19 protein-coding genes are annotated in these 20,171 nt (G+C 38.8%); 11 read left to right on the forward strand and 8 right to left on the reverse strand.

What is annotated here, in order from left to right:
• The first annotated feature begins 7 nt into the window (after window positions 1–7).
• The 6 genes from PTUN_RS17805 to PTUN_RS17830 all read left to right on the forward strand — a co-directional run bounded on the left by PTUN_RS17805 (window position 8) and on the right by PTUN_RS17830 (window position 3,902).
• The gene (locus PTUN_RS17805; protein WP_096035260.1) at window positions 8–415 is read left to right on the forward strand and encodes a hypothetical protein; all 408 of its coding nucleotides are present in this window, start codon (window positions 8–10) and stop codon (window positions 413–415) included.
• Window positions 405–980, forward strand: a complete 576-nt coding sequence (locus PTUN_RS17810; protein ID WP_009838935.1) for a hypothetical protein — start codon at window positions 405–407, stop codon at window positions 978–980. Before PTUN_RS17805 ends, PTUN_RS17810 begins: the two co-directional genes overlap by 11 nt.
• Window positions 981–1,005: 25 nt before the next feature.
• Window positions 1,006–2,235: an ATP-grasp domain-containing protein gene (locus PTUN_RS17815; protein ID WP_009838934.1), complete on the forward strand. Its 1,230-nt coding sequence runs from the start codon at window positions 1,006–1,008 to the stop codon at window positions 2,233–2,235.
• 26 nt (window positions 2,236–2,261) lie between these two features.
• Window positions 2,262–2,606, forward strand: a complete 345-nt coding sequence (locus PTUN_RS17820; RefSeq protein ID WP_009838933.1) for a pentapeptide repeat-containing protein — start codon at window positions 2,262–2,264, stop codon at window positions 2,604–2,606.
• A gap of 61 nt (window positions 2,607–2,667) precedes the next feature.
• On the forward strand, window positions 2,668–3,600 hold the full coding sequence (locus tag PTUN_RS17825; RefSeq protein WP_009838932.1) for a 2-dehydropantoate 2-reductase: 933 nt from the start codon (window positions 2,668–2,670) through the stop codon (window positions 3,598–3,600).
• Window positions 3,597–3,902 carry a 2TM domain-containing protein gene (locus PTUN_RS17830; protein WP_083781283.1) on the forward strand — a complete coding sequence of 102 codons (306 nt, stop codon included), beginning with the start codon at window positions 3,597–3,599 and terminating at the stop codon, window positions 3,900–3,902. Before PTUN_RS17825 ends, PTUN_RS17830 begins: the two co-directional genes overlap by 4 nt.
• 99 nt (window positions 3,903–4,001) lie before the next feature.
• Here PTUN_RS17830 and PTUN_RS17835 read toward each other — a convergent pair whose 3' ends face one another.
• From PTUN_RS17835 to PTUN_RS17840, 3 genes are all read right to left on the reverse strand, one after another.
• The gene (locus tag PTUN_RS17835) at window positions 4,002–6,170 is read right to left on the reverse strand and encodes a winged helix-turn-helix domain-containing protein (RefSeq protein ID WP_009838930.1); all 2,169 of its coding nucleotides are present in this window, start codon (window positions 6,168–6,170) and stop codon (window positions 4,002–4,004) included.
• 45 nt (window positions 6,171–6,215) lie between these two features.
• Window positions 6,216–6,383 carry a hypothetical protein gene (locus PTUN_RS21835; protein WP_009838929.1) on the reverse strand — a complete coding sequence of 56 codons (168 nt, stop codon included), beginning with the start codon at window positions 6,381–6,383 and terminating at the stop codon, window positions 6,216–6,218.
• Window positions 6,384–6,544: 161 nt separating this feature from the next.
• Window positions 6,545–8,581, reverse strand: a complete 2,037-nt coding sequence (locus PTUN_RS17840; RefSeq protein ID WP_009838928.1) for a winged helix-turn-helix domain-containing protein — start codon at window positions 8,579–8,581, stop codon at window positions 6,545–6,547.
• A gap of 298 nt (window positions 8,582–8,879) precedes the next feature.
• Between PTUN_RS17840 and PTUN_RS17845 the strand changes: the two genes are divergently transcribed.
• Together PTUN_RS17845 and PTUN_RS17850 are read left to right on the forward strand one after the other, a co-directional pair.
• Window positions 8,880–9,929: a sensor histidine kinase gene (locus PTUN_RS17845; protein ID WP_009838926.1), complete on the forward strand. Its 1,050-nt coding sequence runs from the start codon at window positions 8,880–8,882 to the stop codon at window positions 9,927–9,929.
• Window positions 9,895–10,707, forward strand: a complete 813-nt coding sequence (locus PTUN_RS17850) for a LytR/AlgR family response regulator transcription factor (RefSeq protein WP_009838925.1) — start codon at window positions 9,895–9,897, stop codon at window positions 10,705–10,707. Before PTUN_RS17845 ends, PTUN_RS17850 begins: the two co-directional genes overlap by 35 nt.
• Window positions 10,708–10,757: 50 nt before the next feature.
• Here the strand turns inward: PTUN_RS17850 and PTUN_RS17855 are convergent, their stop codons facing one another.
• Both PTUN_RS17855 and PTUN_RS17860 read right to left on the reverse strand, forming a co-directional pair.
• Window positions 10,758–11,153 (reverse strand): DUF3224 domain-containing protein, encoded by a 396-nt coding sequence (locus tag PTUN_RS17855; RefSeq protein ID WP_009838924.1) that lies wholly within the window; start codon window positions 11,151–11,153, stop codon window positions 10,758–10,760.
• Window positions 11,154–11,198: 45 nt separating this feature from the next.
• Window positions 11,199–11,630 (reverse strand): hypothetical protein, encoded by a 432-nt coding sequence (locus tag PTUN_RS17860; protein ID WP_009838923.1) that lies wholly within the window; start codon window positions 11,628–11,630, stop codon window positions 11,199–11,201.
• 121 nt (window positions 11,631–11,751) lie between these two features.
• On the opposite strand from PTUN_RS17860, the gene PTUN_RS17865 reads away from it, so the two are divergent.
• Window positions 11,752–12,819 carry an AraC family transcriptional regulator gene (locus tag PTUN_RS17865; RefSeq protein WP_009838922.1) on the forward strand — a complete coding sequence of 356 codons (1,068 nt, stop codon included), beginning with the start codon at window positions 11,752–11,754 and terminating at the stop codon, window positions 12,817–12,819.
• Window positions 12,820–12,907: 88 nt separating this feature from the next.
• Window positions 12,908–14,167 (forward strand): serine hydrolase domain-containing protein, encoded by a 1,260-nt coding sequence (locus PTUN_RS17870; protein ID WP_009838921.1) that lies wholly within the window; start codon window positions 12,908–12,910, stop codon window positions 14,165–14,167.
• An 8-nt stretch (window positions 14,168–14,175) separates the two neighbouring features.
• Here PTUN_RS17870 and PTUN_RS17875 read toward each other — a convergent pair whose 3' ends face one another.
• Window positions 14,176–14,982 carry a PhzF family phenazine biosynthesis protein gene (locus PTUN_RS17875; protein WP_009838920.1) on the reverse strand — a complete coding sequence of 269 codons (807 nt, stop codon included), beginning with the start codon at window positions 14,980–14,982 and terminating at the stop codon, window positions 14,176–14,178.
• Between the two features lie 206 nt (window positions 14,983–15,188).
• Between PTUN_RS17875 and PTUN_RS17880 the strand changes: the two genes are divergently transcribed.
• Window positions 15,189–15,902, forward strand: coding sequence for a pesticin C-terminus-like muramidase (locus PTUN_RS17880; RefSeq protein WP_009838918.1), 714 nt, complete (start codon window positions 15,189–15,191; stop codon window positions 15,900–15,902).
• 65 nt (window positions 15,903–15,967) lie between these two features.
• Here the strand turns inward: PTUN_RS17880 and glmU are convergent, their stop codons facing one another.
• A complete protein-coding gene (glmU, locus tag PTUN_RS17885; RefSeq protein WP_009838917.1) occupies window positions 15,968–17,326 on the reverse strand; it encodes a bifunctional UDP-N-acetylglucosamine diphosphorylase/glucosamine-1-phosphate N-acetyltransferase GlmU in 1,359 nt (452 codons plus the stop codon).
• Between the two features lie 493 nt (window positions 17,327–17,819).
• Window positions 17,820–20,135 carry a methyl-accepting chemotaxis protein gene (locus PTUN_RS17890; RefSeq protein WP_162892533.1) on the reverse strand — a complete coding sequence of 772 codons (2,316 nt, stop codon included), beginning with the start codon at window positions 20,133–20,135 and terminating at the stop codon, window positions 17,820–17,822.
• Window positions 20,136–20,171: the final 36 nt, after the last annotated feature.

Below are 20,171 nucleotides of genomic sequence, written 5' to 3' on the forward strand. Positions count from 1 at the left end.
GCTCCAAATGAATAAAAACATAGCACCATTATATAGCCCGCAGCACGCATTACTCTGCGATAGTTTGTTTGAATTAGTACAGCCATCAACTAACCCTGAGGATGGATTTAGCTTTCAAATCAATGATCGATGCTCATTACTAGCTGAGCATTTTCCTGGCTTTGCCGTAGTGCCAGCATCGCTCATTATCAACTTGGTAAGCAGTAACTTAACCCAAGCCAAACCGCTGATCCGCTGCGAATATAGCTTAGAAAACATTCGCTTTAATAATGCCATGGTGCCGCATAAACACTACCGTTGTGAATTTAAAAACCAGCAATTAGATAAAACGCTTTTCTCGATTTCAGATGATTCGGGGGTTTTGTACTGCCGCGGTTTGCTAACGCCAATTTTGGAGGTGTCTGATGCTGCGTAAATTATTATTGGGTGTTGGCCCGTGGATTATTTTTAGTTTAGTGCTGCGCTTTGGTACTTTAGAACTAATTAATGTTGCTTGGATTAGCTTTTTTATTTTGCACACCTATTTTGGTTGGCAGTACTTAAAAGCTGGCAATCCGCTGTCTTGGGCTTCATCCATTATTTTTGTCGCCCTATTTTTAAACAGTGTGTTTGGCTGGGTTTACTGGGCACTGCAATACGGAGCGCAGATTTGCTACGGCGTATTTGCTCTAACTGCCTTTGCAACCATTGTATTTAAACACCCCTTTACCATGACACATTCAAAAATGAATACTCCGGAAGAGTTTTGGCACCACCCGCTATTTCTCAGCATCAATAATCGAGTATCCGGTTTTTGGGCTTGTTGTTTTGCCACTAATGGCATGGTGATGATGTTTGAATATCAATTCCCGTGGCTCACATTGATCACTACCTACGTCATTTTAAGTAGTGCCATTGTATTTAGTGAGTATTACCCCCCTTATTTGCAAAACAAAGCGATGCAACGACGTCAGCAAGCAACGCAACCATCAGCAGCTTAACTTATAAAAAATAAAAGAGAATATTATGAAAACATTACTTGTATTAGCTAGAGGAGACTTAAAAAGTTTCCACACCATAAACGGTCAGTCGATTTTCCAAGACTTACCTTTTAAAACCGTACTATTGGTTGACCGTGGTAATCAAAAGCAGCTTGCCCAGTTAGCTGGCAACTTGGAATTGGTGACTGTGCGTTGGTCTGACGAAGATGCATTAAAACAAACGGTGGCGCAATTACATCAACAACATCAATTTTGTGGTGTCGCTACAGTTGACGAATCCAATGTTAGTTTGGCCGCAGAATTAAGAGCACAACTCAATTTAACTGGCATGCAACCTGCGCAAGCAGAATGGTTTCGAGACAAAGTGAAAATGAAGGCGCAATTACAGCCGTTCAATATTCGTGTGCCTTTGTTCTGCGAATGTCAGGACAAAGCTCAAGTCACTGCCATTTTAAAACAATTTGGCCAAATTGTGATTAAACCTCGCGCAGGCTTTGGCAGCAAACAAGTGACGTTTGTAAGCCATCCACAAGAACTTGATGCCTGGTATCAAGAAAATAGTAATGAAATCCAACATTATGAAGCCGAAGAATTTATCGATGGCCAACTGTTTCATGTCAATGCGCTTGTGATTGATGGCCAAACCAGACTCACAGCTGCTGCGGCTTATTTACCGGGTATGAGTAACGTTGATTTTAGTGCTGGTACTCCGTTTGTCAGTGTCATCGTTGAAGACGAGCAACTACGCAATCGCTTAATTGCATTTTCAGACCAAGTTAATCAGGCTTTTGAGTTACAAAATGGCGTCACTCATTTGGAGTGTTTTGTCACCGAAAAACAAGAAATTGTATTTTGTGAAGTCGGTCTGCGCCCAGGCGGCGGTGGCATTGTTTGGATGATCGAATCTCAATATGGCATCAATTACAGCCAAGCTGTGATTGCGCTTGAGGCCAATGAAGCACAACTCATAGCTCAACCAATTGATAAACCAAATAATTTATCTGGGCTAATTGGTATTCGCTCTAATTTGTCGGGCTTTATTACCCAAACAGCCCACAACGACGACTTTTCTGATGAGCAAATTCGCCTCAAACACATTGCTGTCGATGTGGGTAACTTTAAAGCCGCCTCCGCCCATTGCACTGACTTTTTAGGTCTATTTATTTTTGATGCGCTTAATCATGCTCATTTTGAACAAACTTGGCGCTCAATCAATGAAAAATTCCAAGAAAAACTGATCCTTAACTGCATTTAACCTAACGAATAATAAGAGAGAACAACATGAACACAATTAAATTAGAAAACTGCGAACACTCACTTGAGCTATTAAACATTGATATGACTAACAGTCAATTTGAAGAAGCTGAGGCTAAAGAGTCCTCTTTTGAACAAGTTAACTTTAGCCAATCGGCATTTACTAAAGTGAAATTCGACCATGCCAAATTTGAGTCTGTTTCTTATCAACACGCCTCATTTAAAGGCGCTAATTTAGAACATGCCCAAGTAAAAGAAAGCAATTTGCATGGCCTTGCTATTAGCAGCTGTAATTATGAAGGTATGACTATTGAAGGCATTCCTGTATTTGCTTTACTGCAAGCCTATCAACAACAAGCAATGCAAGCCTAACTGAGTGGCGTTGAATAGGTGAATATCAAGTCATTGCTATTCACCTTAATAAGGAGTTGATATGAAAATACTAATTGTCGGCTGTGGTGGCATTGGTGGTTACTTTGGCGCTCGATTGATAGAAGCTGGAGCTGACATCACTTTTTTAGTGCGCCATGCACGGCAACAAATGCTGGCACAAACGGGTTTAAACCTGATTAGTTGTCGAGGAAACAGCCGCTTAACAGTTAAAACCGTAACAAATAACACACTTAGTTCACACTACGACCTCATCGTTTTAACGTGTAAATCTTACGACTTAGCGGCCTGTATCGAAGATATTCGTCCAGCGGTGAGCGATACAACGCTAATATTGCCGCTGCTTAATGGCCTAAATCATTATGCTCAATTACAACAAGCATTTAGTACAGAACAAGTACTATTTGGTTATTGCAATATTAGTGTTGGTCTCAATGCGTCTAATCAAATTGAGCATTTTAACGCTATTCATGAATTGAGCTGCGCTGCAGATGCTGCCACAGCACAATCGAGCCAATACCAATCGATGCTCACACTGTTCAAACAAGCTAATTTTAATACCAGAACCCCAGCAAATATTCACCAAGAGCTGTGGGAAAAATTTGTTTTTATCAATACATTGGCTGCCACCACCACATTAATGAATGCCAATATAGGCACAATCATGGCGTGTGATTATGGCCAAAGATACATTGAGTCCACATTACTAGAATGCCAAGCTGTCGCTGAACAAGTGGGTTATCCGGTTCGTGCACGCGCAGACAAAATGGCACGAGACGCCATGCTTGTTGCAAACTCGACCTTTTCAGCCTCAATGCACAAAGATATGCAAGCAGGGCGTCCTGTTGAACTTGAAAACTTATTAGGAAATTTACTTGAGCACGCCCACGATAAAAATGTGCCTACACCTTTGTTAGAGGCTGCATTTAATCACTTACAAATCTACCAAGCTCAACAATTAAATAGGGAGTTATGATGAACCATCCAGATTCAATAAATACCGTTGAAATAATTAAAAAAGTGCAGCGTTTACGTGCTTTTTATAGCCATGTTTTACAGTATGTAGTTGTAATGTTACTGCTAAGCATACTCAACTTTATTATATCGCCTGACTATATTTGGGTTATTTGGCCCGCTTTAGGCTGGGGTATTGGTATTGTATTACAAGGACTCAGTACAATTGGGTTATTCGCAAAAATGGCTATTTTTGATAGTCACTGGGAGCAAAAACAGATAAATAAACGTCTTGCCTCACTGAGCCAAGCTCAAACAAAATAATCCCAAGCTAAATAGATGACTTAAATCGGGTCGATAATGGTTTGAATGCTCATTTTAAAAATTCAAACCATTGTTTTTATTTTAAATTATTATAATAAGTTAAAACACGAGCTTGATAATCTCAGTACTGCCTTTGGCAAACAAATCAAACTGACACACTTGTTTAACACTGTCGCACGAAATACTACGTGGATCACCAGGTACAGCTAAAGCTTTAATCAATGTCAGCTGCCCTGCATTCAAAGCAAAAACGGAGACTTCATTTTTCTTTACTAAAATAAGATGATTATTAAGTACCGCCCATTTATTAGCAGAAAAAACCTCAAAACTTGCATCAATTAATTGCCGCTCCCGAGTAATAGGATCGTAAAGCCACAAACCCGGAGCTCTAAAATTGGTTAATAATATTTTATTTTGCCAATATTTAGCGGTGAAACCTTCAATACCAAAGAACTCAAGCTTGCCAGTGGCAATATCAAGCTGCTCAATAAACCAGGCTTCATTTAATTCAGTGGCGTAGACTAATTTAGTCTGCTTGGCAGAAAGCGTGAAACTATCAATTTTCTTTTCCTCTGCGCTTAACCACACCACCTCATGACTGGTTTTATTTATTTTTACAATTCGACCGCCTAGAATTCCCACCAAAAATTCATGATCTAATTCTTTAATATTTTTTACTTTTTCAAGCTCTCCGATTAGATCCATCACTTTGATTTCTTGATTCCCACCTCGCTGCCATAACTCATGATGACCAGAGCGATTCGATAAAAATAATGTTCCTTGTGCTGAAATTATAGGGGCGCTGTCGATATAATCGCTCGCAATAATGCGTTCCGTAGTCAGTCGTTGAAGATTTAATTGCCAAATATCTGAAACAAGTGACTGACCGCGCGAAACATAAATATTACTTTCGTCAGTATTTGGATACTTCACCGGTTTAGAAAACCGCTTTACCAATTCACTTTCTTTGCTCGCAAGATTAAAACGCATTAAATCATGCCCAGTGCTATACAAAATGGCGTGATCACCCATCCAAGCAATCGACTCTAATAAATAGGGGATTTCAAACAACTGACGGGTTTCGCCATTGGCCAAATTGAGCAGCCAAATACTCGACTTTTCCCATAAGACATTACGTACAAAAGCCAAGCTTAAACCATCTGGTGATAACGCAAAGGAATAATCGCCACGACCAGTTGAAGGTGGTGAAGTAATATTACGCTCATAACCGGTTTGTAAATCATGTTTGAAAATTCGATATGGCTCAGCAATTGACTCAGAGCGAGCAAAAAAAACGGCATCGCTATGTTTATCGTATGCGGTAGTCACCCAAGAATCTTTTAGGCCGCACTGAGTTATTTTGCGCTTTTCATTTGCCAAAAAGCCTTCGTTATTAATACCAATTTGAAACATTTCACAGCCTCTATCACTATGCTCCAAGTATAAAAGTGCATTATTGGTATAATTGAACGATGGAGATGAATAATACAAATTTTGATCTGCAAATAAACCGGCTGTAATTCCTGTTTTAATATTTTTTAATAATAAATCTTTACCTAAATCATTCTCGTGTACATAGGCAAGCCATTGCTTATCTTGGCTTAAGTCGAATTCTAATTCACGCCCATATTCATGGGTTAGCACCTCTGTTTTACTACTGTGAATATTTAAATTATCTGATGAAAAATAAGGTCTCAGTAATACAGCGGCGCATACAATTAAAAGAATGACTAACGCAAAACTGTAAGTAAGAGCTTTTTTACGGCCAGTAAAGGAAGAGGAAGAATTAACAACGGTATTAATTGAAGAAGGTGATTTTATCACCTGTGGTGATTCAATAATCGCATTTTGAGGCGCTAATTGGGGCTCAATTTCTGTTGCGACGTCTTTAAGTTCAGTATTATGGCTATCAATGTTTTGTTCTAATGCATTATTTTCTTGGCTATCAACTAGCTGAATATGCTCATAACATGAGAAGCGATAGCCTTTTTTTGGCACGGTAACTATATAGTTAACTTTTGAACTGCGGCAATTTATTAGTTTTCTTAACTCAGAAACTACCGATGCAATGGTATTATAATCACGATAAATAGTCCCCCATACCGCCTCTAATAACTCATCATAAATAACCGTTTGACCTTGTGCTTTTAACAATGAGGCCAAACAATTATTTAAGCGAGCAGGAAGCCGCTTTGTTGTTCCATCAAGATATTTTAGCTCTTGTTTATTTTCATCAAATATCCAATGAGCTGATTTATATGATTTCATAATAGCAACTTACTATGCTTAAAAAGCACCAACCTGCCGAAGATATTAATCTTGGACTTTGCAAACTTGAGGTAATAATTTACAGATAATAGTGTCATTTGATGGTGTAGCTGTCGCGTCTTTAGCTGTAATCGCTGATTGTGATACTGCAGAGAAAGTCATCGAAAATGCAATTACCAATGCAGGGAGTAAAAGAGTATTTTTGTTATTCATTATGTACTTTTCCTTAATTTAATTAATGATCTTTGACTGTTCAACCTTATTCATCATGCCAGACTTTAGGTTGAGTAATCAAAGTGCACAATATGTATGTTTTTTAGCGACAAAACAAAACAACCAAGCTGTTACTTTTTTATAACCAACGATTTATTTTTTTAAAAACAACAAGATGGCAAAGAAACTATTTCTGTATTTTTATGAGCTCCCACCTTTACTACCACTTTAGTCCCAGTATTATTTAGATCGAAATTTAAATCTGATAAGGTACTATCAACGGTAAAACGCTGTAATTTTTCAGTTAGAATATCGAATTTATTTAGGTATTTATTACCTAAATCAAAACTCATCCAATACAAGTCTTTATCGAGTAATACCCACTGGCTATTAAGCTCTTTAAGTAACTCAATATCGAGTTTTTTAAATTGCTCAGTAGCTTTATCATATTGTACGACACCATCATCCTCATCTATCAAGATATAGCCTTCAGGTCGAGGTTTTATGATTTTGAAACCTTGAAACAACTCGCTTTTTAACCCTGTTTTTATTTCATATTGTATAATTCTCCAACCTTGGCGAGATTTTTCAGCATATAAAATAAAATCATTATCTGAGCTAAAATTTGCAGTGTCGCTTATAAATTGGTCGGGTTGAGTGATATATATCTTTTCGCTACTTTTTATATCAACAAGTAAATACCGATTATCTAGCTTTAAAAGAAGCTGCTGTTCTGCGAGGTTAAAATCGATAATTCTTAGCTTTTTGGTTGAAGAAAACAGGATTTTTTCTTGGTTATTTTCTTTTAAGATCACATCGTATTGATCATGGTTCTTTTTATATAATAAATAACTCTCGCCAGAGCCAATATATCGAATTTGCAGTACCGATTTACTACTATCGATTATTTTTGCATTCACAAGTTGCGATTGTTCAATATTGTATTCTGTGAAATATCCTGAGCTAATTTCATTTTGTAATGCAATCAAACCTCGTTTTTTTCCAACCGATATTTCAGTAATATTATGTTTGTTAAGCAGTTGTTTTTTCTCACCGCTTGCTAGGTTAATCGATGTCATGGCTATTGAGTCTAAAATAACCAAAGTATGCGCATCGAGCCATTCGATGTCATAAATTGAACTTGGATGATAATAACGCTTTAATACGCTTTGACTGTGGCGGTCTTTAATTCGAATTTCATGCTGATTATTAACATCATGCAAAGTTATGGTCGCTAGCAGTTCTGCATTAGGAGATACAGCCGTTTTATAAGTATGCTCACCCACTATAAATTCTTTACTGATTGGAATGACTGTTTGAAGGGCTGTGTCATAATAATAAAGCTGTGTATTACCATTACTTTCTTTTAAACCATTAAAATAAAACCCCGCCTCTCCAGCAATCGCAACCACATCTGAAATAAGGTAAAAGCCATCGACTAATACTTTAATTTTATTAATATTACCCTTATCTAGTTGCAGTATTTTTATAGAGCACTGGCCTAAAATAAAGTCCACAAACACCAATTGGCTATCATTATTTATAATTGCACTACTCACAACGTTATGTTGATTAGTGGTCAATTGTTGCAAAGTATTATTTGCTGGAAGGTATTTAAATAGCTGATAACCATCAACTTGATGGACTTGTGAAGCAAACACAATTTGGCTGCCATCTATAGAAGAACTCAACGCCACTTTATCACCAGGAAAGTCTATTTTTTCACTTAATAAACGAGGAGTAAAACTAGGTTGGTTCCAAAAAAAATAATAAAGGAGACAGCAAGATATAAAAATCGCCGAAACGATAAAGTACAACCTTCCCCTATTGTGGTTAATTTCAGTAGCAGATATTGCGAACTCATCGGCTTTGAGGTCCACGGTCTCATTTGCACTTAGTTCAGCCACAAATCGATAACCGCGCTTTGAAACAGATTTGATAAAATTGGGTTCTTTTGCATCATCACCCAATATCACACGTAATTTACCGACAGCTCTACGTATAGCAGTATCACTAACTACACGCCCTTGCCAAAGTGCATCGTGTAACTCTTGCGTACTGATGTATCGGTCATTATTTTCAATAAGATAAACTAATACGGTCAAAACCTGCGGTTCGATTGTTAATTCAACACCACTTTTACTCAAAGTCTGATTTACTAATAAAGTGAAATCTGCAAATCGATAACTTTTAGCCACTTCAGAGCACAACAACAAAATAACAACTTCCAGTATTTATCGAAATTAGAGACGGCATCAGGATACAGTAAAAATCATTAAAAACAATGAGATGTTATATATTAAACGTTACAAAGCACATTATTTGACCCAGAAAAAACTGACACAAAAAGCAAACTTAGTACTGATTTTATTGATATTATTGGGCTCCACTCTCAGAGATAATAATGTCAATTTATTGTTAAAATTTATTGCAAAACAAAGTACTATGTAAGGAACAGAGAATATTCATTATGAATGTTTTTAATAGGAACCCACTGTGCAATTAAATCCCGAGCGATTAAAAGACCTTAGATTATTATTAATTTGTTGTTTAATTGGTACGCTGTTATTTTTAATCGATTTATCAACGTACCTCTGGCTGTCGGTGAGCATTGCTATTGTGATGGGTTTTACCATTCGCTACAGCAAAATCATGCTGATGCATTATTTTCCTAAGATGCCGTTACCCATCCAATATGCTATTGCATCGCTTTTTGCGATTACGCTCTGTGCATCAATCCCCGCTTGGCTCAGTGCCCAGTTTCACATTAAAACCTTAAACTTGGCCCTTGATGCGTATATCAATATCATGCTGATCACGACAGTGATTACTATACTCATCAGTTATCTTTATTATCGTAATGAACAATCGTATTTATTACAGCAAGCACTTGATAAAGCAGCCCTTGAGCGTTCTGAACAAGATAAAAAGCTACTCGAAACCCAATTGCGTTTATTACAGTCACAAATTGAGCCGCATTTTTTATTTAATACCTTAGCGAATATTCAGGCACTCATTGCCATTGAGCCAAAAACAGCCAGTAAAATGCTGAGCGCTCTCACATCGTTATTACGCCAAAGCCTCACTCGTACACGTGATGAATGGCTGACAATTAATCAAGAACTCAAATTTAATCGAGCTTATTTAGCCATCCAACAAATACGGTTGGGCGAGCGTTTACAAACCCAGTTTGATATTACCGACCAACTTAGCGATACCATGCTACTGCCACCCATGTTACTACAACCCTTAATTGAAAATGCGGTGGTACATGGTATCGAGCCGTTAAAAAACGGTGGCTTGCTGAGCTTAACGATTGCGGTGCACAATAATAAGCTGCAGTTCACCATTTATAATGACTGCCAAGAACACGAATCACATTCGCATAAAGGCCATAATATTGGCCTGCAAAATATTAAAGATCGCCTGAGCCAACTCTATGGTGATGCAGCGCAATTCTCGTTTTCGTATCTCGAAAATGGGGTAAAAGTTTATATGGAGGTGCCAATTAATGTCACAAGTTTACACAGCGCTCATTGCGGATGATGAACCTTTATTACGCCGTCATTTAATTCATTTACTCGATGAACTTTGGCCTGAACTCACCATTATTGCGCAAGCGAGTGATGGCGAAGATGCGTGGGAAAAAGTACTAGAGACAGAACCTGATATTGCATTTTTAGATATTCGCATGCCGGCGCTTGACGGCATTAGTTTGTGTAAACGCTTTACGGGATTAGATAAAATTCCTCATGTGGTATTTACCACCGCTTACGATCAGCACGCTGTTGAAGCGTTTGAAAACCAAGCAATTGATTATTTATTAAAGCCAATTGAAGAAGAAAGGCTTAATAAAACGATTCTAAGGTTAAAAACTCAGCTGGCCGAAAAACAAAACAACGAGCCCGAGGCAAATAACACTACTGAGCAACAAAAACTACTCGCCTTGCTCGAAAAAGTACTACCCGCTACTGCACCTACAGCACAACTGAAATGGATCCGAGCCAGTAAAAACAATGTGATTCATATGATTGATATTGCAGAAGTTGACTATTTTCTGGCTGAAGATAAATACACCACAGTAAGCTGCGATGAGGAAAAATATTTAATCAAAACCACTATCACCAGCTTAGTAGAACAACTCGACTCTGATGTCTTTTGGCGGGTGCATCGCAATTGCATTGTCCGCGTCAGCCAAATTGCGAAAGTTGAGCGCGATTTCTCGGGATATTTGTTTGTTTATTTAAAACAAAGCGCCAAAACCGGCCAGCCTGTCCGCTTAAATGTTAGCCGCAGCTATCAGCATCTTTTTAAGCAAATGTAACGCTAATCGATTAGGAGCACAGCCCTCATCAACAACAGTTTTGCCATCAACTAGCTCGGTGAGATTTGATAATTAGCTTGGCTATGCTCTACGGTGGTAAAAGATCCTTCACCTTTGACCGTAGCCAGTTCACTTGTACCAGAGCCTTCAACAATACTAAACGTAGAGCTGGCAACTCCCGCAACAAATTGCCCTTGGTGTTGTAAAACCAAGGTGCCAGCTTGACCATTAATAGTGCCAGTAAACGTTTCAAAGCCAACAAACTGCGCTGTGCCATCAGGTTGATAACTCATTAAATACCTCAGCTCACTTGTGCCTTCGGCATCGCCACTGTATTGCTGGCTAATAATTGCAAGGCTTTGTTTAGCACCCGTATCACTTTCGCTATAAGGAGTTTCTTGCCAATTGGTGATTTGAAACGTGCCTATAAGTTGTGTTTGTGTCATATCCTGTTCCTTTTTATGTTTTATTATATTTCTAATTTGATACTACTAATTTGGCACTGCTAATTTTTGCCATGACAGCGCCAGTGCTACGCTATGAATTACACCTATGGTTAAACAAATGCCTGAACTCCAAAGCCAAAACTCAGGGCTGCGCCCCATTGGGTTGGCATAAAAGAAAAACCCTGCAATCCCTCGCACTAAATACACTGCTGTAATTAATACTAACCCTAATCGCAACAGCGGCAGTCGCAAAATAAGCCCAGCAGCAGAAAATGCATACATAGCCCATACACTTAATACGCTAAAGATAAATAACGTTATGAGTGTCGGTTTTATTAAGCCTTGCTCGGCCCATTGCGCCATTTGTTCACCGGCACCAAAAAAGCGATACCAAGATGCACCAAAATAAATACAGCCTAAATGCAACAACGCAGCCACAGCACTTAAACCACCAGCAATCAAAAAGAGTTTATTCATTTTAGTTATTAATGAGGTACAGATAAGCTAACTATCTCACAATAAATAGGATCTTACAGCGCTATTTTTTAGCGGTTATTTTTGTTAGTTTAATCGCTAAGTATTTTGGAGCTAGGCAACAATGCAATTTTCAACCTTTCAATTAACCGAGCTCCTAATCCGCTTTATGGCACTTGGCCAATTAGCACTTTTATTTTGCTTAGTAAGTACAAAAACACGATTTAACCAAACACTTGCTCGGGTACTGATCGCTTGTATTGCTGGCTACTTAATCATGACAATTTCGAATGATGCTCTGCGCTTTACTCCATTTAGAGGGGTATTTTTATTCTTAACCGAATTACTGCCTTGGGTTTTTTGGTTATTTGCCTATTCCTTAGTCAATCAGACCTGTTCACCCGCTAAGTGGCCTTTTTGGTTTAATAGTTTGTTATGTTTGGCTTTAGGGTGGTTTGCTTATTTTTTTGTTGTCTTACAAGGCCAAGGTTGGTTTCATACTTTTAATCACCTAATGGCCATTATTTTGTTAGTTCATATTATTTATATCTGCGCACATGATTTAGCAGATGATTTAATCAATGAACGACGCAAGCACCGAGTTTACTTAATGGTTTATGGCTGTATTTATTTTATCTCGCTGGCTAGTATTGAATTACTCAATACCAATATAAAAAACTCCGAGTATTTTACTCTTTTTAATGCGCTGCTTATTTTTATCTCTATTGGCCTCTTTTCAATTTATCAGCTCAAATTTATCCAGCACATACCTTTAATTACCTTAAAAAACAGCGAAGAGCCCAATATAAACCTTGAACAATCGACACCCCCCATATCTGATCCGGTTTCACGGACGTTTAAAAAACAATACCAGACCTTGCTTGAATTAATGGAAAACGGAGGCTTTAAACAAAGTAACTTAACGGTTAAAGCCCTAGCGTTACAACTTGCCATGCCTGAACATCATTTGCGTGAGTTAATTAACCAAGAGCTGGGATTCAAAAACTTTACCACCTTCTTAAATAGCTATCGCATTGCAGCAGCGTGTGAAGCGTTTTCAGATATAGATAACATTCGCATCCCGATTTTAACCATCGCTTTAGATTTAGGTTATGGTTCGATTGGCCCCTTTAATAGAGCTTTTAAGGAGCAACTAGGGATCACCCCGAGCGAATTTCGCAAAAATATTTAAAATCAGTGTTAATTATTTAAAATCAGCAAGATTTAACCACATTAAAAACAGCATATTAGCCGCCATTGAATTTTATGGAGCAAATATAATGTCTAAATTAAAATCACTCATTGTCATAATTATTTTGGCACTACTAGTCTGGTTATTAGTACCCGTCTATGGCTTTTATGCCCATAAAGGCGATTTGCCTTATTGGCAAGATGCTACTTTTCATTTACCCGAAAGTTTGCCTCAGCAGCAAACCACTTATTTAGTGCAATATGCCAATTCTGCAAAGCAAGCTATGGCATTATTACATCAGCAACAACAGCGTATTAATAGCCCTGCAATCTCTGCCGCTGTTGCAATAGACGGGCAACTCATTTGGGCTGGGGCATCTGGTTATGCCGATTTAGCGTGCCAATGCTCCGCAACCACAGCAACTCAATTTCGAATTGGCAGCACATCAAAAGCACTTACGGCAACGGCATTGGCGCAATTGGTCGCAGATAAAATGATTGACCTTGATGCACCACTTTCATATTACTTTAATCCTATTGCGAATCCTGCTTGGCAATCAGTCACCGCTCGTCAATTAGCTTCACATACATCAGGCCTACCTCACTATAAGAACAATACCGATTTAATTGGTTTATATAAAAGCATCGCTCTAAATGAGCAATTTGATGATGTTACAGATGCACTTGAATTATTTGATAGTAGCGAGTTATTGTTTAAGCCTGGCACACAATTTAGCTACTCAAGTTATGGTACTGTGCTTTTAAGCGCGTTGATGCAACAGGTAAGCGGTTCGACCTATTTAGATGTGATGCAACAACGGGTTTTTTCGCCTTTATTAATGGATGCCACTCAAGCTGAATCACAAAGTAATAAAACCCCTAACCAAGCGACTTTTTATTGGCAAAATGCGTCACAAAGCCATCTTTTACGACCTTGGCGAAGTGTCAATTTAAGTCATCGACTCGCTGCTGGTGGTTTTTTATCAACTCCGAGCGATTTAGTTAAACTAGGCTCCGCTTATTTAAACCCACATTATTTATCTGACGAAATAAAATCGCTCTTTTGGACACCCCAAAAGTTGGCAAATGGCCAAGTAAATGAACAAAATTATGCGTTGGGCTGGCGAGTTGGGGAAGCAGCACTTGCCGCTCCATTGGGTAAAACCAAATTCATTCATCACGGAGGAGTTTCTAGAGGGTCGCAAAGTTTATTAATAGTATTACCAAAATATAAAACCGCCATTGCGATTAATATTAATACCAATACAGAGGTATTTTGGGACTTTGGTAAAATCAGTTTACAACTGGCTGAGATCTTTCTTAATAACCACAGCGCAGCCATTAACTAATACTTATGCTAATCCGTCAGGGTCAGCACACCTTCAAGATATTGCACAGCTTGACCTGAAACTAAAACCCGGTCATTTTGGATTTTACAATGCAGTTCGCCACCTCGTTTGGACGCTTGATAGGCAAAAAGCTCGGTTTTATTGAGCTTTTCAGCCCAAAATGGCGCAAGACCGGCATGAATTGAACCTGTAACAGGGTCTTCATCACCGCCATTGGCGGGCCAAAAATAACGAGAAATAAAATCATACGGACTCAACTGCGTAGCTTGCGCTGTGACGACCACATCAAACGGGGCAAGGCATTTAAGTTGCGAGCTGTCATATTGAACAGTTTCAACATCGCTTGCATTGGCATACACCGCAAAATAAGCCTGTTCACTTTTCAGTACTTGCTGCGGTTTAATCGATAAACCCACCAATAATGCAGCGGGAATATCAGAAATGGGCTGGGGGCAACAATTAGGAAAGTCCATTTCGATAAAACCATTATCACATTGCTGCACCTTAAAACTGCCCAATTTCTCAGTATGAAAGATAAGGTGCTCAAAATCAGGATGGCTTTGAAACAAAACATAGGCACTGGCGAGCGAGGCATGGCCACAAAAGTCTATTTCTGTTAACGGTGAAAACCAACGAATGGCAAATTCTTGTAAACCTTGTGGAATAAGATAAGCGGTTTCTGACAAATTATTTTCCGTCGCAATTTGCTGCATTTGATCATCAGTGAGCCAAGTGTCGGTAATGATCACCGCCGCTGAATTACCTTTAAATCGAGTATGAGTAAAGGCATCAACAATGTTAATCTTGATTTTCAACTCTACGTCCTTGCGTGAATAAGCTTGGCAAACAAACTGCCATGATTAAAAAAGGAAAACAAGTTTTGCATATTTGCTCTGGGCATCTCTTTTATTGTCATTTCTTTGGTAGTTCATCGCTGATGCCTGCTATCTGGGCGCAAATCGAGTTTCAGCATTAAAACTCTCGCTTAAAATGTATTATTGTATTTTTTTGCTTACTCGCTATGCCACTCAACTCTGCTGTTCGCCAATGTATTGCCGAAAATTTAGTACTGTTTGAAGGTAAAACGGATCATTTGTATTTAAATACCAATGGCTATCCAACAATAGGGATTGGTCATTGTGTAGCTAACTTAGCCGCTTTTACTCAGCTGGCAATGATCCGTATCAGTGATGGAGAACCTGCATCTGAACAAGAAAAAATTGCTGAATATCAAACCATAAAACAAAAACCAGCAGGCTATAATGCCTCGTGGTATCACGCCTTTTGTAAATTGCGTTTACCAGAGCAAACGATTAACAGCATTCATGAAGAACATTTGCGCAGCTTTCACCACGAATTGCGCCAAGTTTTTAAACGCAGCCGAGGTTATAACTGCGACTTTGAACAACTACCTAGCCCAGTACAAATTGCCTTGTTCGATTTAGCCTACAACGTCGGCACCACTAATTTACAGCACAAGTGGCCCAAATTACATCAGGCTATTAAACAACAAAACTGGCAACTAGCGGCACAAGAAAGTAACCGAAAAGGTATTCAGGCAGCGCGTAATGAGCATATAAAAAGTTTGTTTTTAAGTGCGGCAGGTAAAAAACCGATGCAAGCGCCACAGCGCAGTAAGAGTAGAAAACATGCCACAATAAAAGCCGCTTTATGGAAAAAAATACTTAAATGGGCTGGTGCTTTTTTAATAAAGAAAATTAAGCTGCGGTTTTAACTGAAAAATCACCATAAAAATGCCATCTTAAGATGGCATTTTTACTTAATAAATTCTTTTATTTATTACTTCTTAACCGGTCGTTGCCAACCATCAAGGTTACGTTGTTTGCCGCGTGCGACCGCTAACTGTTCATCATTCACTGAAGTTGTAATCACTGAGCCTGCACCAATGGTTGCCATAGTGCCAATGTTAACTGGCGCAACCAGTGATGAATTAGATCCAATAAACGCATTATCACCAATGATGGTTTTTGATTTATTTACGCCATCGTAGTTACACGTAATAGTACCTGCACCAATATTTACTTTTTCGCCAATTTCCGCGTCACCCAAATAAGTAAGATGATTGGCTTTTGAGCCTTTACCTAAGCGGGTTTTTTTCATTTCGACAAAGTTACCAACGTGTGAGTCTTCTTCCATCACTGAGCCTGGACGTAAGCGCGCATAGGGGCCCAAGGTACATTTAGCGGCAACAGTGGCATCTTCTATCATGGTATTGGCTTTAATCACAGTGCCATCACCAATAGTGCAGTTTTTCAGTACGCAATTAGGACCGATCACCACATTGTGACCTAGGGTGACATTCCCTTCAAAAATAACGTTGATATCAATTAAGACATCTTCACCTGTTGTAACGTTGCCACGCACATCAATACGCGCAGGGTCGGCAAGCGTTGCGCCATTCAGCATTAAGGTTTCGGCTTGCCATTGTTGCAATGCTCGCTCTAAGCCAGCTAACTGAACACGGTTATTAGCGCCTTCAACTTCCATTGGGTGATCAGGATGCGCTGAGGTGATTTCGATGCCATCTGCGTGCGCCATGGCGACGATATCCGTTAAATAATATTCGCCTTGCACGTTGTTATTAGATAAACGACTAAGCCAGCCTTTTAATAACCCACCATTTACCGCCATGATGCCGGTATTAACTTCGGTGATAGCCAGCTGCTCTGGGCTTGCATCTTTTTGTTCAATAATACCCACCAGCTTGCCGTTATCACGCAACATGCGTCCATAACCATTTGGGTTGGTTAAATGCACGGTAAGTACAGCTAAGCCATTTTTAGGCGTAACAGCAAGTAAACGCTCAAGTGTTGATTGGCGCGTCAGTGGCACATCGCCATACAATACCAATACGGTATCGTCATCATTGATGTGAGGCACAGCTTGCGCCACCGCATGACCTGTACCGAGCTGCTCGGCTTGTAATACCCAATTAGCTTCGTTATGAGCAAGTTGTTCAAGCAACAACTCACCGCCGTGACCATAAACTAAATTAGTGGTGGTCGCACCCAGTGCTTTAGCGTTATCGATGACATGTTGCACCATCGCTTTACCTGCTACTTTATGCAGAACTTTTGGTAACGCTGAGCGCATACGTGTTCCCTTGCCTGCGGCAAGGATGACTGTAGTTAAAGACATTAAAACAATTTCCTTTTTTCTTTGTTTTAATTGAGTTGGTCAGCTTCACGCTCTTCATTATTTTCAGCCACTGTCCTGTGCGCTTGCATAACCGAATTAAATTCAGTTTGAAAATAGTAAAATGTGAATCAAAAATAACCCAATTTGAATGGGCGCTATTGTAACGGGGATCGTTGACGGATATAAGTCAAAAATAACTTAAGACAGCGTTATCGCTTATTAAATAACCTCAATACTGGATAAGAAATCACTATCAGGCAGCTATTTTCAACACTAAAAACGTTGAATTAACTTGCAATAGGCTAGCTATTGACGCGCCAATCTGCTTTGTTAGCCTTGAAAATCTCTGGTTAGAGATGAATAATTCAGATATTTACTTTTAATTCAATGAGTTAGAAAATCTCTCATCCAAGACTGGATTTAAATATTTCATGTGAAAAATAAAAAGGGTTAACTAAAAAGTTAACCCTTTGTTTCTGGGCATGTAATTTAATTAAGACGTTTTAAAACGACCAACTAAATTTGAAAGGCTGGTGGCTTGGCAGTTTAATTCTTGTGATGATGTTTTCACTTGAATAGAAAGAGCAGCATTAGACTGAGCATATTCATCTATTGAGCAAATGCTTTCAGATACAGAGTCTGCTGCAAATTTTTGCTGATTAGCCGCCTGTGCTATCGATGCATTCATTAACGATAAGCTCGCGATTACATTTGAAACATCAACTAAGCGGTTTCGTACTTGTGACACTAAATCGATACCCGACTCAGCCATTGATGCAGCATGATCCATCGATGAAACCGCCGTTGTTGCCGCGGTTTTTAATGCATTAATACGATTTTGTATTTCAACTGTGCTGACCTGAGTGCGAGCTGCAAGGCTTCGTACCTCATCGGCAACAACCGAAAAGCCACGACCGTGTTCACCCGCCCTGGCCGCTTCTATCGCTGCATTAAGTGCCAGTAGATTTGTTTGCTCTGCAATTTCATCAATTACCACTAAAATTGAGTTGATTTCATCTACTTCATTATTCAGATCTGAGATTGCTACTGACGCTTGTTTAACGCCTGTAACTAATTTATCTATTTGCTGGCGTGCTTGCTCTGCAAACTCTGCACTTTGTTTAGAAATTGAATCGGCATTTTCAGAAGAATCTGATGATTGTTCAGTATTCATTGCTACTTCTCTAATCGATGCATGAAATTGCTCAACTGCTGCTGCAACCATTTCGGTTTGAGTTTTTTGTTTAGCGGCTGCATCCATGGCAATTTCAGTACTGCCACTTAGCTGAGATGATGAAGCTGCTAGATGCTCACTGGTATTTTTAATATCGATTACTAGTTCTTTGATGAATAAATTAAACAGATTAAAGGCTTTACCTAATTCACCAATTTCATCTTTACGATTAGCCTCCTCTAGCTGACGAGTTAAATCTGCGCCACCAGTAGCAATATCTTTCAGATTATTAATAAGATGCTGCAAAGGTTTAGTAATTGATTGAGAAAACAGCCAACTCACTACTAATGCAATTAAACCAATAAAGAGCGTAACCGCAAAAGAGATTAATACGATATTTTCAAGCAAGGTATTGGCACTGGCTAGCGCCTCTGCCTTATCAATTTCACTCATCAATACCCAAGTCATATCGCCGACTTTAACTGGCGCATACGCTGAAAAAACAGGTTCGCCCCGATAATCGATATATTCTTGAAATCCTGATTTACCAGCAAGACCTAATCCGACTCCTGGACTTGTGACTGGTAAAATACCTATCGCTGTGTGTTTATTAGCTATTTTCTCTGCAACTTGAGGGGCACTTTGACTTAAGACATCAATCAACCCTGCTTTGTTCTCAATTAAAAATCGACTTTCTGTTCGTAACAGCTTATCGGGTCCAACTAAATAAGTTTCACCCGATTTCCCCATACCAACATTGAGCCAGTTTTTATTATTTGTCATTACCGTATTAATTTTACCAATAGGCATTTGCAAGGCTAGAACAGCAACCAAATGATCACCTTGATAAATTGGAGTTGAAATAAAAGCTGCACCATCAAAATATGACGGTAAATAAGGAGAGAAATCTGATAGATAAGTTTGATCTTTACTTAAGTTAATTGCATTCGAATAAGCCTTTGCCAGTCCAGTTTTTTGCATTTCGCCACTATTGAGCTGAGTAGCATAATCAGCTTCTTTATAAACTGAATAAAGCACTTTACTGGTACTGGCATCGATAATAAATAGATCGTAGAAACCGAATTGTTTCACGTAATCTCTAAAAATTGGATGATAAAGTTGGTGCCATTGTGAATAGCTAGACCCATCAACTGCTTTATTAAGTAACTCCTTCTCGCCTAATTTATTGCTATTTTGTACTATGTATTGATTTTGCCAATATAAGGTTATTGGGTCTGCCGATTGGTATAAAATGGCACTGTCGATCTTTTTATTACCATTTCGACGGGCGTACTCACCATCAAATTGATTTTGATAAAACTGGCTCACATTACGAAAAAGCTCACTACTATTTAAGGTAGCTGGTTCAAAAAAACCTTGTTTAAAATGCGTCGCTGCGTCAACCACCATTAAGTTATTAGCTAAGGAAATAGCCTGGCTTTCAAGGCCATGAAAATAACCCTCTATTTGCTGCTTTTTCTGCTCTCGAGATGCAACTAGTGAGTTTTCACTTTCGGTTATTGCAGTATTTAGCACACTGTTAATTGTTGTCTTTCCAAGCAATATAGAAAGACTAATTAGTGGAATGATAGCGAGCGCTATCATCATAAGGATTAATTTAGTCCTAATCTTCATCTTATGTTCCTTTCCTTGATGACATTCAATCCAAAC

It is taken from the genome of Pseudoalteromonas tunicata, assembly GCF_002310815.1.
Taxonomy (GTDB): domain Bacteria; phylum Pseudomonadota; class Gammaproteobacteria; order Enterobacterales; family Alteromonadaceae; genus Pseudoalteromonas; species Pseudoalteromonas tunicata.